We start from the raw sequence: 14,534 nt of genomic DNA, 5'->3' as shown, positions 1-14,534 counted from the left end.
CCAGCGATGGATGGAACGCGGATGCTGTTCGTGTACTCCTCCGACAAAATCGCGAAAAAATGCCCTCCAATCGGGCAAAAGTTTGTCGCGATCCGGCGGTGTGACTACAATCGCACCGCCGGAGGTCAGTAATATCGTTCGCCATCATCCGTCTAGTGCGCTGTTGTTCTTCGCCTTCGTGTTCGCTTGCGAAGCGTCCGGTGAAGAGATGTCCATCCCGCAGCCGGCAGTGCCCGTGCCGATGGCCCATGTGCCGGCGGGTAGCCTGTTGGTGTGTGGCGGTGGCACGTTACCCGATCAGATTCTTGCCCACTTCGTCGAACTTGCCGGTGGTAGCGAGGGACGCTTGGTGGTTATCCCCACGGCCGGCAGCGACCGCGATGTCGACGCGGAAGCCGAGATTCTGCGCCATTGGGTCGATCGCGGTTTGAAGAGCGTTTCGCTGCTACATACCCGCGATTCCCGCCAGGCCGACACTCCGGAATTCGTCGCTCCCTTGAGCGAAGCCACGGCCGTCTGGATCCGCGGTGGTCAGCAATCGCGTCTGGCCGAAACCTACCTGGGGACGGCGACCGAACGGGCCATCGTCGATTTGTTTCACCGGGGCGGTGTCGTCGGGGGGACCTCGGCCGGCGCCGCGATTCAATCGCGCGTCATGATTCAATCTGGCCGTGCCGTTCCCAAACTGGCGACCGGGCTCGACCTGCTCCCCGACTCGATCGTCGATCAGCATTTCTCGCAGCGCGATCGATTTGGCCGCCTGCTGCACGCCGTGCGCGAACATCCCGGCCGCGTCGGTGTCGGCATCGACGAAACCACGGCCATCGTCTTTCGGCGCGGCGAATGCCGCGTCCTGGGGGGCGCCTCGGTCACGGTCGTGTCGGCCAAGACAGGTCCCGACGCCGTTGCCGTGCAGAAATACCGCGCCGGCGATTCCTTTAGCTTGCTCGGAGAGTAGACACCCCCGACCGTGGCAACGCTCCTCCCGTTGCCGAGCGATAAGAGTCCCTTTTCACCTACGCTCGTAAGTCACCCATTCGGACTCGTCGCGTCTGCCTTCTCCCCAGTCGTCACGGCTCAAGCCGACTGGTTGTTGCGAGGAAATCGCTCGACGAACCGCTGCTCTGCCTCCGCGTCGCCGATCACGATCAGTTCTGCCCCTGTCGGCAAAGGTTCGTGGCCGGCGGGATTGATATCCATCTGGCCGTCGTGAACCACGGCGATCACGTTGCAGCCCGTCGACTCGCGAACCTGCGATTCGGCCAGCGAGCGACCGGCCATGCCGCGTGGAATCGGCAGGCGGAACACATTCAGGCCCTCGGCCAGCAAGAGCGTATCCATGCGTTGCAGCAGGTTGAAGAGAATGTTCGCGCCGATCGACGCGTACGACAGCACGAAGTCCGCGCCCGCCCGATGGAGCGTCGAGATATTGCGCTCGACCGTGGCTCGACCGAGGATCTGGATGTCGGGCCGCAGCTTGCGGCAGTAGATCGTGAGGTAGACATTCATATCGTCGTCGTGGGTGGTGACGACGACAGCCGAGGCCTCTAGGATGCCCGCCCGCTGTAAGACCTCGATCTCGGCCGCGTCCCCCAGCACGGAGTTTTCCAGCAATCGCACGCGCTCGGGAGACCGCTCGACGATGCGAAAATCGATCCCTTCCGTCTCGAGCGTCTTGGCCGTGGCCCTTCCGACCCGGCCACCGCCGATGATGACCACATGCCCCAGGGTCGGCTTGTAGATGCAGAACAACTCGTCGTAGTTGTTCAATTGTGCTCGCGAGCCGGCCAGCACCAGCACGGAGGTGTCGTGGATGACCGTTTGTGGCCCGGCGATCTGGAAACGCCCCCGATTCCAAACTCCCACGACGTTCACATTGGCATGCTCGCGCAGGCGAATATCTGCCAGCGTGCGCCCCACCAGTGGCGTACCCGTCGCCGCCGCTTCAGCCACCAGCAGGTCGCCGAACTGACCGATCACGTGGCTCTTGGCGTCGCGTCCCAGGATCCGCCGCGCCAGCGATTGCCCGAGCATCTCGCCCAACTGCAATACGCGATTGCAGCCGGCGAATTCGAGAATGTCGACCGACGCCGGGAACGAGGCCGTGGCCACGATCGGCACCGTCTCCGAGATCTCGCGCACCGTAAATGCCACGTTCGCATTGTTCATGTCCGAACGCGTGGCAGCGATCAACTCGGCCTTCTCCACCTGCAGACGTCGATACGTCTCAGGGTCGTCGAGATCGCCGACCATGACACGGTAGCCCTGATCGTGCAACAGCAGGGCCTCGGTCAGATCGGGGCACACCACCACATAGGGAATCTCGGACCGCTGCAAGTGACGAATCAGTGCCGCATCGACTGGTCCCAGCGCCGTGAGTACGACGTGCCCCTCCGTCTCCTTGGGCAACTTGCGCGGCGCTCGGGCAGCCGCCTGTGCCTCCATCCAGGGCACGAAGAAAAACTGGATGAACGTGAACGGGAGCAGAATCAGCAGGAAGACCGTTCCCGAGAGCAACACGACGATCGAGAAGAGTCGCCCCACGTCGCTCGTGAACGTGATGTCGCCGAAGCCGAGGGTCGACATGACCACCAGCGTCCAGTAGATGCCCGCCATCCAACTATGAGTTTGCCCCTCCCAACGCATGATAAGTTGGAACAACACGCTGAAGACGACTACCAACAGCACGAATGCCAGCAGCAGTTTGCCCAACACGCGCACGTTGTGCTGACCCTTGCGGCTGGCGAGTTGTCCCATGATCGAGGGTAGGGCTTTAAGCATCCTGGTAGCCGTTCTTCGCGCGTTGGGAGCAATCTTGATCGACGGCCGGAGCGAGGCAGGTACCCGTTCAGCCGTCGAAACCCTCGGTAAGTCTACAACACCCACCACGACCGCAGACGGCGCACCAACGGCGATTTCCGCGCCGGCCCACTTCCCACGGTCCCCTCCCCTGTGCATCCCTCAAGGTCGATCCACCGCACGTGTTTCACCTGGAGTCGAGCGGCGGCGCCACTCCCCTGCCCCACAATAATTTGCCGCCCCGTCCCCGTCGCGGTACGATTCCACCCACAGGGAGTCCCGTCTTCGCGATTCGCGCGATCCAACCTTTGCTTGCGTCGCTCAGGGAGAAACACGCATGTCGAACGCAGCCCAATGCCCTATCGAACATACCGCCGGCGGCGGCACGTCGAACCGTGACTGGTGGCCGAATCAAATCAAGGTCGAGTTGCTGCGACAGCACTCGAACAAGTCCAACCCCCTGGGTCACGATTTTGATTACGCCGCCGAGTTCAAGTCGCTCGACTTCGCGGCGCTCAAAAAAGACATCGCCGCCGTGATGCATGACTCGCAAGACTGGTGGCCGGCGGACTTCGGCCACTACGGGCCCCTCTTTATTCGTATGGCCTGGCACAGCGCCGGCACCTACCGCACGAGCGATGGTCGTGGGGGTGGGGGCCGTGGACAGCAGCGCTTCGCTCCGCTCAACAGTTGGCCCGACAATGTGAGCCTCGACAAGGCGCGGCGCCTCCTCTGGCCCGTCAAGCAGAAATACGGTCGCAAGCTCTCCTGGGCCGATCTTATCATCCTCACCGGCAATGTCGCCCTCGAAACGATGGGCTTCAAGACCTTCGGCTTCGGCGGCGGACGCGAAGACGTCTGGGAGCCCGATCAAGACGTCTACTGGGGCGCCGAGACCACCTGGCTCGGCGACAAACGCTATACGGGCGATCGCCTGCTCGAAAACCCGCTGGCCGCCGTGCAGATGGGCCTCATCTACGTGAACCCCGAGGGACCCAACGGCAACCCCGATCCCATCGCCGCCGCGCGCGACATCCGCGAGACCTTCGGCCGCATGGCGATGAACGACGAGGAAACCGTGGCCCTGATCGCCGGCGGTCATACCTTCGGCAAGACGCACGGCGCCGGTCCCGCCTCGAACGTGGGCCCCGAGCCCGAGGCCGCCGGTCTCGACGAGCAAGGGCTCGGCTGGCGCAACAGCTTTGGCACCGGCGTCGGCGCCGATGCCATCACTAGCGGCCTCGAAGTCACCTGGACCTCGACCCCCACCAAGTGGAGCAACAACTTCTTCTGGAACCTGTTCAGCTTCGAATGGGAACTCACCAAGAGCCCCGCTGGAGCGCACCAGTGGACCCCCAAGAATGGCGCCGGCGCCGGCACCGTCCCCCACGCACACGACAAGTCGAAACGCATCGCTCCCTCGATGTTCACCACCGATCTTGCGCTTCGTTTCGACCCGGCGTACGAGAAGATCTCGCGCCGCTTCATGGAGAACCCGGACGAGTTCGCCGACGCCTTTGCCCGGGCGTGGTTCAAGCTGACCCACCGCGACATGGGCCCGCGCGCCCGGTACCTGGGCCCCGAGGTCCCCGCCGAAGAGCTGATCTGGCAGGACCCCATTCCCGCGGTCGATCATCCGCTGGTCGACGCGCAGGACATCGCCGCGCTCAAAGCGAAGATCCTCGCCTCCGGCCTCTCCGTATCGGAATTGGTCACGACGGCCTGGGCCTCGGCCTCCACGTTCCGCGGTTCCGACAAACGTGGCGGCGCCAATGGCGCCCGCATTCGTCTCGCTCCGCAAAAGGACTGGGAGGTGAACGAGCCGGCGCAGCTCGCCAAGGTGCTCGAGACCCTCGCGGGCATTCAGAGCGCCTTCAACAAGTCTGCCGCGGGTGGCAAAAAGATCTCGCTGGCCGATCTTATCGTGCTGGCCGGCAACGCCGGTGTGGAAAAAGCCGCCCAGAACGCCGGCCACGACATCTCGGTCCCCTTCTCCCCCGGCCGCATGGACGCCACGCAGGAACAGACCGACGTCGAGTCGTTCGAGGTGCTCGAGCCGATCGCCGACGGCTTCCGCAATTATCTCAAGACCAGGTACACGATTCCCGCCGAGGCCTTGCTCATCGACAAGGCGCAGCTCCTCACGTTGACGGCGCCGGAGATGACCGTGCTCATCGGCGGTATGCGCGTGCTGAAGACCAACTACGGCGAGGCGCAGCCGGGCGTCTTCACGACGCGACCGGAATCGTTGACGAACGACTTCTTCGTCAACCTGCTCGATATGCACACCGAGTGGAAGCCCGTCACGCCCGAGGCCGACCTGTTTGAAGGCCGCGACCGTAAGTCGGACGAATTGAAATGGACCGCCACGCGGGTCGACCTCGTCTTCGGCTCCAACTCGCAATTAAGAGCGGTAAGCGAAGTCTACGGCAGCTCCGACGCGCAACAGAAGTTTATCGACGACTTCGTCGCCGCCTGGGCGAAGGTGATGGACTTGGATCGGTTCGATCTGGCGCAGTAGCGGAATCGCCGCCGCGGCTACCAGAAAAGACAGCCCGCGCTCAGCAAACAATCGGTTCCGGCGGCAGGCTCACCACTGCTGCCGGGGCCAGAACGAGGTGAGTCGCCGCACGAAACTTATGTCGTAATCGTTTCGACATCTTGCGGGAATGCGTGGCAACAAAACCTATCCGCAGTTCCAAATGAACGACGATGACCGCGCTGGACGAAGCCGGGCGAAGCTGTCTGCGACTGATCGTAACCAAGTCATTGACGTCCGACCAATCGAAGAAGCTCGCGAAATAGATGTTCGGTTGCATGAATCAACGCTACACGATTCGTGAGCGCGTCAGGAGTCGTGGTCCAGGTGAATTGAACAAGGTGCTCAAATTTGTGGCCACTGCCTGGGAAGACCTCCAGGCGATTGATGAGGCTTCGCAGAATAGCTAGCTCTCGTGGGGCGGATCGAGAAAGGAGCGTGTGCCGTGGCAATTGAAAAGGAAACGCTGGGTGCTGCGATCAAACGAGTTCGACTTGCTCGTGGCCTGACGCAAGTTCAGCTTGCCGAGACTGCCGGTCTGTCCAAAGGCGGAAATTCGATTGCCCTCATCGAGCAGGGAAAACGCTTCGTTTCGGTCGACACGTTGAACGCACTGGCAGAGGCACTGGATGTGCCTGTAGCATGCCTCGCCATTCTCGGCTCTCGCAAGATCGGGACGAACAAGGCCGCCACCGATTTCATGCACAGCCTGCAGAAGGTTATTTCCACGGTGATTGCCGCCCAGGAATCAGCAGAACGAGGCGTCGGCAGCGAGCAGAAGGATGCCTATACCGGGGCCAAGAAGCCATCGAAGTCGAAGCCAGCACGCCGCCTGGTTGGCAAGTGATTCGTGCCGTTCCGCAAGGCAACGCGCGGCGGGCCCCAAGGGAATGCGGGAATCCTCCGACGCCTGGGAAAAAGATTCTTCCAGACACTGCCTGGGTTAAAGGCCGCCCCACCCCACTCCAGTAAAAAGCTCCCTACACCCGCATCAACGCCTCCGGCGTCAAATCCGACAGCTTCGGATATCCGTCCACGGCCATCAGCAGATCCGATTCTGCCAGCAGGCAGCGCAGCACGTGTACCACTCCGGCGGTGCCGTCGAGGGCCAGACCCCAGGAGTAGGGGCGGCCGATCCCCACGGCTCTCGCACCCAGGGCGATGGCCTTGATCACGTCGGCTCCCGAGCGCACCCCCGAATCGAACACCACAGGCGTGCTCCCCGCCGCCTGGACGACCGCCGGCAGCATGTCCAGACAGCCCACGCCGCCATTGGCCTGACGACCGCCGTGGGTCGAGCAATAAATGCCGTCGACTCCACCATCGATCGCGCGGCGGACGTCGTCCGGGTGGCAAATTCCCTTCAACAGAATGGGCAGCTTGGTCAGCGAGCGCAGCCACGGCAGATCATCCCACGTCAACGCTTTGCCGAAGATGCTGGCCCAAAACATGATCGCCGTGGTGGGATCCTCCTCTGGGGGCTTCGACAGTCGCGAGCGAAACACGGGATCGACCCAGTAGTTGGCCAGGCAGTGCCCCCGCAATTGAGGAAAGCTCGAACGATTCAAATCCCGCGGCCGCCAGCCAGCGATCCAGGTATCGAGCGTGACGACCAGCGCCTTGAACCCCGCCTGCTCCGCCCGGTGGACGAAGCTTTCCGCGACTCCCTGATCCGTGGGCGTATAGAGCTGAAAGAAGCCGGGTGTGTCGCCAAACTCGGGCACCAACTTTTCGAGCGGATCGACCGACAACGTCGACGCGATCATCGGCACGCCCGTCCGAGCCGCGGCTCGGGCCACGGCCAGATCGCCGTGACCGTCTTGCGCGCAAATGCCCAACACGCCGATCGGCGCCATCAGCAGCGGCGTGGGCAGCTTCATGCCGCATAGTTCAATCGACAGGTCGCGGACCGTCGCGTCGACCATCATGCGCGGGATCAAGCCCCAGCGTTCGAACGCCGTCACGTTCAGATCTTGCGTGCGTTCGTCGCCGCAGCCACCCTGCACGTAAGAGACGATTGCATCCGACCAGGCCGCCACCGCCATGCGTTCGAGCGAGGCTATATCGACGGGCAATTTCGACAAGACGCCGCGCAGGCCATTGAAGTAGATCTCGTTCTGATAGTCGGAAAATGCCACCGAACGGGCCTCCTATACTCGCGGAATAGCAACACCTACCTGGCGGTTGTAAACCTGCCGGCTCGGCGAATCCCCCTCCAAAAATCACGCCTGCTGGTGGCCGGTCGCTCCCCGAGAGGGGCTACTCGACGCCGTTCTCTTCGATCGGCTCGACGTCGACCGAGACGTGCATGGCGTGCTGACCGCCACCGATGAACATGCCATTGATCGGGCAGACGTCGTTGTAGTCGCGTCCCCAGCCCACGGTGATGTGGTCGGTGTCGGCCAGCTTCTCGTTGGTTGGATCGAAGTCGATCCAGCCGAGCGGTCCGCAGTACAGGGCCAGCCAGGCGTGCGAGACGTCGGCCCCCACGAGACGCGGCTTGCCCGGCGGAGGAATCGTGCGCAGGTAACCGCTGACATACCGCGCCGCCAGCCCGATCGATCGCAAGCATCCCACCGCCACGTGGGCCAGATCCTGACAGACGCCGCGTCGCGTTTCGAAGACCTCGTCGAGCGGCGTGCAGACGGTCGTCGCGTGCGGGTCGAACGAGAAGTCGTGGAAGATCCGCGAGTTGAAATTGAGGGCTGCCTCGAGGATCGGCCGCCGCGGTCGGAACGACTCGAGCGCGTACTCGGCCAGGTTCAAGCCTCGCGGGATGCGCGGCGAATCAAAGCAAAACTGATACGTATCGAGCCCCAGCGAAGTGCGGTCGCTCGGCATCGCATCGCGCACCGTTTCCCACGCCAGAGAGTCGGCCGGATCGAGCACGGGGCGCGGACGCACTTCGACCTGGCTGATCGAGGTGATCGTTAGCTTGCGGTGTCCCTCGTGAATCGCGAAATGAGTCACCGGGTTGCCGAAATAATCGTTCCGCCGACGCATCGTGGCCGGCGCCGGACGCACCACCAGCCGATGCCGATGGCAGATCTGCCACCGTACGGGCCGCGGCGCCAGATGCACCACGTTCTGGCAGACCGCCACCAGCTCGTGGTAGTCGTACGTCGTCGAATGGCGCACGTGGTAATTCATAGCAAGCTCAGAGGTTCTCTTCCGTGCGACCTTCGGCCAACTGGCGCGGCGTGCCCGCGTGTACCAGGTACTTGTGCGCGATCAGGTCCGATAGACGCGGCAGTTGCTCGGCCATGCGACCGAGCAACTGGTCGAGCTTCGTTCGCTCGCTCCGGTGCGGAAGCCGGCGCAGCGTCTCGATGTCGACCGTGCGAATGGCCGCCAGCAAATTGGTAACGATCCGCTGTTCCGGACCACGCAACGGCTGACTCCGCTCGCGCGGCAGACGATCGACGTGATCGGCCAGCGTCATCAACTGGAACACCACCGAGCGCGGGTTCGTCTCGTCGGTCAGCACCAGGTCGAGCACCGGCGCCGGCTGCAGCGTCGCCAGATAGCGCGAACGATAGGTCATTAGGCTGTCGGCCACTTCGAGGAAGGCCTCGAACACGCGGCCATCCTGCGGATCGACATCGATCAGCATGTTTTGTGCGAGCGCGATGATGTGCAGGGCGCGCTCCATCCGCCGGCCAATATCGAGGAAACGCCAGCCCTGCGTCCGCGTCATGCTTTCGTCGACCATGCCGGCAAACGCCGCCAGGTCGATCACCACGCGGTTCACGAGCACCAGGATCTCGCTCAGGCTCACGCTGAGCCGGCTGGCAAGGTGCTGCGTCTCGCCGTGGACGCGGTGAATGATCCGCCAGCAGTCGATCGAGATCCGATCGCGCACCAGCGAGCCGACGCGATGCATCGATGCCAGCGTCGCCGACAGGCTCGCGCCGAGCGATGGATCGAAGATCGCCGCCGGCAATACGCGTTCGATCGCGGGCAGTTGCTGCCGGATCCCTTCGATGACGAAACCCGGCTCGAGCTGTCCCTGTGCCGCCAGGCAGCGGAGCAGCGGATCGAGTTCGGTCATCGTGGCGACGTCGTGTTCGCTCGTCAGCCTGGTTAGAATCGTCCGCAGCAGGCGGCACGTGCCGTCCGCACGTTCGATCTGCCGGCCGAGCCAGAAGAGGTTGTCGGCCACGCGGCTAGGAAGTTCCGCCTCGCTACGGCGCAGCTCGAGCTGCTGGCCAGGCGGATGGAGCAGGCTTACCTCGCGCACGGGGCCTTCGGCGGGCACCCACACGTCCTTGCTGCCGTCGCCGCCGAGTACCGAACGGTCCAACTGCGCCGGATCGCGCGAGACGCGCACCAATCCCCCCGGCAGGGCAATGTACGAGTTCTCGGTTGCCACGAGGAACACGCGCAGCGCCACGTGCGTCGGCCGCAGACCCGCGTTCGACCATGTAGGGGCCGTCGAACGCGTGACGTCTTCCTGGCCGATAAAGCGGGAGGGATGCCGTTCGATCGCCTCGATCAGATCGTTGGTCGGTCGTGCATTGCGGGCATATTCGGCGGCGCGGGCGCCCGTGGCTCGGTAGGCCGGGCGCAGTGCCAGGGCGTCGAGATTCGCCAACACGTGTTGCCGCGCCGCCGCATCGCCGCACCACCAGGTGGCCACCGAAGGCAATTGCAGCTCGTCTCCCATGAGGGCGCGGCAGAGACTCGGCAAGTACGACATGAAGGCGGGCGATTCGACCAGCGAGCTGCCGAGCGCATTCGCCACGGCTACGTGCCCCGCGCGCACCGCTTCGATCAGTCCTGGCACGCCCAGCATCGAATCGCCGCCCAGCTCGAGCGGATCGGCCAGCCCGTCGCTCATACGCCGCAAGATCACGTCCACCGGCAGCAGACCGGCCAGCGTCTTCAGCAGCACGCGATCGTGCCGCACGGCGAGATCTCCCGTCTCGACCAGCGTATAGCCCATATACCGCGCCAGGTACGCGTCCTCGAAGTAGTGCGCGCTCGCCGGACCCTGGCTCAACAGCACAATCCGCGGATTCTCGCGCCGCTCGGGCGCCAGCTCGCGCAGCGTCTGTTGCAGGGCCATGAAGAACGGCGCGTGCCGTTGCACCTGGCAGGCGCGAATCACCTCGGGCAACATGCGCGAAACAACGATGCGATTCTCGAGCGCATAGCCTGCGCCCAGCGGGGCATCGGTCTGATCGGACACGACCCACCAACGACCATCGGCCGAACGCGCCAAATCGGCGGCGTACATGTGCAGGTAAAGGTCGTGCGCGTGACGCTGACCGTGCAACTCGCGATGGAAGCCGGGATGCTCGAACAAGAGTTCGGCCGGGACCAACCCTTCGGAGAGCAAGCGCTGTGGGCCATACAGGTCGGCCAGCACGCGATTGAGCAGCTTCGCACGCTGCACGAGCCCCGCGCTGATCGCACGCCACTCGTCGGCCGCCAGCGCTACGGGCAACAGGTCGAGATCCCACGGCCGTGCCGTCTCGCCAGGATCGCCAAAGGCGTTGTACGTGACGCCATTTTCCGCGATGTGTCGCAGGGCCTGATCGCGGCGGCGCGCAAACTCTTCGGGCCCCACCTTGGCCAGCGAATCGGCCAGGGCGCGCCAATGCGGACGAACCGTCCCAGTGGCCGCGTACAATTCATCGAACTCTCCCTCTGGCGGAGCATAGCCGGCCAGCATGCCGCCGGCAGGTTCAGTGGAAGTCGCCAGGGGTGTCTTCATGCGGTGGGATTGCGGCGTAGGTCGAGCGTCAACGGATACTCAGGACAAGGACGTTCGTCGGCGAGCGAGAGATGCCCCCCGGTATGCCCCGTGGGAAAAAAGCGTGCGGCGCGGCGACTCTCGGCCTCGTAGGCGTTGACGGGTGATGTGGTGTAATTGCGGCCACCGGGATGTGCCACGTGGTAGGTGCAGCCCCCCAGGCTGCGCTCGTGCCACAGATCCACGATGTCGAAAACGAGCGGCGTGTGAATGCCAATCATCGGGTGCAGGCAGCTCGGCGGTTGCCAGGCGCGATAGCGCACGGCCGCCACGAACTCTCCCTCGACTCCCGTCGGGTGCAGCGGCACGCGCCGACCATTGCAAGCGATCGCGTGGCGCGTGGACGTCATGCCCTTCACCCTGACTTGGAGTCGTTCGACCGACGAGTCGACATAGCGCGCCGTGCCACCGGCGCCAGGCTCTTCGCCCAGCACGTACCAGGGCTCGATCGCTTGTCTCAATTCTAGCTCAACACCGTCATGCACAATCGTCCCAATGTGAGGGAATCGGAACTCAAAATGGGGGGCAAACCAGGCCGCAGAAAGCGGAAATCCTGCCCGTCTTGTCTCTTCGATCACGTCGCCGAAGTCTCGTTCGACAAAATAGGGCAACAGGTAGCGATCGTGCAACGTTGTGCCCCAACGCACGAGCCTGGCGCGATACGGCTCTTCCCAGAACCTCGCCACCAGCGCCCGCAATAGAAGCTGCTGCGTCAGGCTCATCCGCGCGTGCGGCGGCATTTCGAAGGCGCGGAATTCGACCAGCCCGAGTCGCCCGCTCGAGCTGTCGGGCGAGTAGAGCTTGTCGATGCAAAACTCCGCGCGATGCGTGTTGCCCGTCAGATCGGTGAGCAGGTTGCGGAACAGGCGATCCACCATCCAGGGCGGACACTCGAAGCCCGAGGCGAGCTTCGGCTCCGGCACTTGCGCGAAGGCGAGCTCCAGTTCGAAGATCGCATCGCGCCGACCTTCGTCGACCCGCGGCGCCTGGCTCGTCGGTCCGATAAACGCGCCGGAGAACAGGTACGAAAGCGCCGGATGATTGTTCCAGTAGCCGATCAAGCTACGCAGCAAGTCGGGCCGGCGCAAGAAGGGGCTGTCGAGCGGAGTCGGTCCGCCGAGCACCACGTGGTTGCCCCCACCCGTGCCCGTATGCTTGCCGTCGTAGGCGAACTTTTCGGTGCCGAGTCGTGTCTGTCGCGCTTCCTCGTACAGCGAGGTGGTGATGCGCACCAGCTCATCCCAATCGCGCGCGGGAGGTGTGTTGACTTCGATCACCCCAGGATCGGGCGTCACCTTGAAGTTCCCCAGGCGATAGTCGGCCGGCGGCGGGTAGCCCTCGACCACGACCGGTGTCTCGAGTTCCTTGGCAGTCGCCTCGATCGCGCCCACGAGATCGAGATAGTCTTCCAGACGTTCGACCGGCGGCATGAACACGTGAAGCGTGCCGTCGCGCGGCTCGACACAGAGCGCCGTGCGAATCACTTCCGTCGGCGTGGTATCGGGCGTCGCCGCCCTGAGCTTGTGCTGCTCGCGACGCCGCGCGGCAGTTTCCGCGGAATCGACCGGCTGCAAGCGAGGTTGCCGAGCGCGTCCAGGGTAATCGGGGAGCGAAGCACGTGGCGCCGTGGGGTCGAGCGGGCCGAAGTATCGCCGGTCTCCCGCCTCGACGTGCGGCAGCGAATCGAGCGGCAGACGCAACCCGATGGGCGAATCGCCCGGCAATAGAAACAGAGCATCGCTGCGCACCGGCCACGGTCCGCTGCGCCAGCGGGCCTTGCCCTGCCACCACTGACGCTCGAGCGGCAGCACGAACCCCACCGCCTCGCCCAGTCCACGCTCGAACACTTGCGCCAGGCGGGCGCGGTCTTCGGCGCTTTCGAGCTTCGAGTCGCGCGGATCGACGTTGTTCGGCAGCCGCCGCTCTTTCGCGAGATAGTGCCAGATATCCTCATATGCCGGCACGGCCCAGCCCGCCTCGACGTTCAGTTCTTCGGCCAGTTGATGCACGAACTTGGCCGCGTCCTCGGCCTTGTGGCCGTACTTTTCTCCCTCGCGGGCAATGAGCTCGGCGTCTTCCCATACGGGCTGTCCGTCGGCACGCCAATAACAGGCCAGCGCCCACCGCGGCAGCGGCTCGCCGGGATACCACTTCCCCTGACCGAAGTGCAACAACGCGTTCGGTGCGAAGAGCTTTTGCAGGCGGCGAATCAATTGCTCCGACAGCTTGCGCTTCATCGGGCCCACCGCCGCCACGTTCCACTCGGCTCCGTCCATGTCGTCGATCGACACGAAGGTCGGTTCCCCCCCCATGGTGAGCCGCACGTCGTGCTTCTCGAGACGTTTGTCGATCGCGTGCCCGAGCGCCTCGATCGTGGCCCATTCCGTGTCGCGGTACGGTTTCGTAACGCGCGGATCCTCGTGTACTCGCGAGACCGACATCGTGTGATGAAACTCGCACTCGCACTTCTCGACCGCGCCGGTGATCGGGGCGGCGCTCGCCGGCTCGGGCGTGCAGGCCAGCGGGATATGACCCTCGCCGGCCAACAGGCCCGACGTGGGATCGAAGCCGATCCAGCCCGCGCCGGGCACGTAAACCTCGGTCCAGGCGTGCAGATCGGTGAAGTCCTGCGGCGCGCCGGCGGGACCATCGAGCGGCTTCACGTCGGGAACGAGTTGAATCAGGTAGCCCGACACGAATCGCGCGGCGAGCCCCAGGTTGCGCAGAATCTGCACCAGCAGCCAGGCCGAGTCGCGGCACGAGCCCGAGGCGCGCGCGAGCGTTTCTTCACAAGTCTGCACGCCCGGCTCGAGGCGAATCGTGTACTGGATCGCCTCTTGCAGCCGTTGATTCAAGTCGACGAGAAAATCGACCGTGTTGCGGCGCCGCCGATCGATCGAGGCGAGCAGCGTGGACAACTGGGGACCGACCGGCTCCGTCTCGAGATAAGGACGCAGCTCGCGCGCGAGCCAGGGCTCGTAAACGAACGGAAACTCATCGGCCGACGATTCGACGAAGAAGTCGAACGGGTTGATCACCGTCAACTCGGCGATCAAATCGACCGTAATGCGAAACGCATGCGTCGGCTTGGGAAAGACGAACCGCGCCAGGAAATTGCCGTGCGGATCTTGCTGCCAGTTTTCGAACCGCTCGTCCGGTTCGACGTGTAGCGAGTAGCTCAGGATCGGTGTGCGACTGTGCGGCGCCGGTCGCAGACGGATTATTTGAGGAGAAAGAAGAACTTCGCGGTCATAGTCGTAGCGAGTCTGGTGATGCAACGCGACACGAATGGCCATGGTTCGCCCGGTGGGGTGTTCGTAACTGTGCGTTCATGACCCGCCTGCTGATTGTCATGAGCGAGTATAGCCGATCATCGGCTCGCGCGCAGCAAGGAAACGAGCGGGACACGCGGCGGAGCAGACCCGCGCGCACGCTTCA

The 14,534-nt window shown here is 63.9% G+C and carries 9 protein-coding genes; 3 read left to right on the top strand and 6 right to left on the bottom strand.

All coding sequences use genetic code 11. The features are described from left to right. Positions 1–208 precede the first annotated feature (208 nt). Positions 209–958 carry a cyanophycinase gene (locus KF708_15970; GenBank protein ID MBX3414186.1) on the top strand — a complete coding sequence of 250 codons (750 nt, stop codon included), beginning with the start codon at positions 209–211 and terminating at the stop codon, positions 956–958. 119 nt (positions 959–1,077) lie between these two features. On the opposite strand, the gene KF708_15965 is transcribed toward KF708_15970, so the two are convergent. Further along, positions 1,078–2,781: a potassium channel protein gene (locus KF708_15965; GenBank protein MBX3414185.1), complete on the bottom strand. Its 1,704-nt coding sequence runs from the start codon at positions 2,779–2,781 to the stop codon at positions 1,078–1,080. A 355-nt stretch (positions 2,782–3,136) separates the two neighbouring features. Between KF708_15965 and katG the strand changes: the two genes are divergently transcribed. After that, complete coding sequence (katG, locus tag KF708_15960; GenBank protein ID MBX3414184.1) at positions 3,137–5,320, top strand: catalase/peroxidase HPI; 2,184 nt, start codon at positions 3,137–3,139, stop codon at positions 5,318–5,320. Between the two features lie 40 nt (positions 5,321–5,360). Here katG and KF708_15955 read toward each other — a convergent pair whose 3' ends face one another. Further along, positions 5,361–5,618, bottom strand: coding sequence for a hypothetical protein (locus KF708_15955; GenBank protein ID MBX3414183.1), 258 nt, complete (start codon positions 5,616–5,618; stop codon positions 5,361–5,363). A gap of 165 nt (positions 5,619–5,783) precedes the next feature. On the opposite strand from KF708_15955, the gene KF708_15950 reads away from it, so the two are divergent. Next, positions 5,784–6,185: a helix-turn-helix transcriptional regulator gene (locus KF708_15950; protein MBX3414182.1), complete on the top strand. Its 402-nt coding sequence runs from the start codon at positions 5,784–5,786 to the stop codon at positions 6,183–6,185. 133 nt (positions 6,186–6,318) lie between these two features. On the opposite strand, the gene KF708_15945 is transcribed toward KF708_15950, so the two are convergent. The 4 genes from KF708_15945 to KF708_15930 all read right to left on the bottom strand — a co-directional run bounded on the left by KF708_15945 (position 6,319) and on the right by KF708_15930 (position 14,392). Continuing rightward, complete coding sequence (locus KF708_15945; protein ID MBX3414181.1) at positions 6,319–7,476, bottom strand: alpha-hydroxy-acid oxidizing protein; 1,158 nt, start codon at positions 7,474–7,476, stop codon at positions 6,319–6,321. A gap of 121 nt (positions 7,477–7,597) precedes the next feature. Then, a complete protein-coding gene (locus KF708_15940; protein ID MBX3414180.1) occupies positions 7,598–8,488 on the bottom strand; it encodes a transglutaminase family protein in 891 nt (296 codons plus the stop codon). 7 nt (positions 8,489–8,495) lie between these two features. Continuing rightward, on the bottom strand, positions 8,496–11,057 hold the full coding sequence (locus tag KF708_15935) for a circularly permuted type 2 ATP-grasp protein (GenBank protein MBX3414179.1): 2,562 nt from the start codon (positions 11,055–11,057) through the stop codon (positions 8,496–8,498). Next, positions 11,054–14,392, bottom strand: a complete 3,339-nt coding sequence (locus tag KF708_15930) for a transglutaminase family protein (GenBank protein ID MBX3414178.1) — start codon at positions 14,390–14,392, stop codon at positions 11,054–11,056. The genes KF708_15935 and KF708_15930 overlap by 4 nt, the downstream gene beginning before the upstream one ends. Positions 14,393–14,534 lie beyond the last annotated feature (142 nt).

Source organism: Pirellulales bacterium (assembly GCA_019636335.1).
In the GTDB taxonomy this organism is placed as follows: domain Bacteria; phylum Planctomycetota; class Planctomycetia; order Pirellulales; family JAEUIK01; genus JAHBXR01.
The sequence above is the reverse complement of the archived record's forward strand: the minus strand, read 5'-3'. Positions and strand labels throughout refer to the sequence as shown.

Coding starts and splice junctions, on each gene's coding strand:
- KF708_15970 (MBX3414186.1), top strand. CDS start 209: ATGTCCATCCCGCAGCCGGCAGTGCCCGTGCCGATGGCCCATGTGCCG.
- KF708_15965 (MBX3414185.1), bottom strand. CDS start 2,781: ATGCTTAAAGCCCTACCCTCGATCATGGGACAACTCGCCAGCCGCAAG.
- katG (MBX3414184.1), top strand. CDS start 3,137: ATGTCGAACGCAGCCCAATGCCCTATCGAACATACCGCCGGCGGCGGC.
- KF708_15955 (MBX3414183.1), bottom strand. CDS start 5,618: ATGCAACCGAACATCTATTTCGCGAGCTTCTTCGATTGGTCGGACGTC.
- KF708_15940 (MBX3414180.1), bottom strand. CDS start 8,488: ATGAATTACCACGTGCGCCATTCGACGACGTACGACTACCACGAGCTG.
- KF708_15935 (MBX3414179.1), bottom strand. CDS start 11,057: ATGAAGACACCCCTGGCGACTTCCACTGAACCTGCCGGCGGCATGCTG.
- KF708_15930 (MBX3414178.1), bottom strand. CDS start 14,392: ATGGCCATTCGTGTCGCGTTGCATCACCAGACTCGCTACGACTATGAC.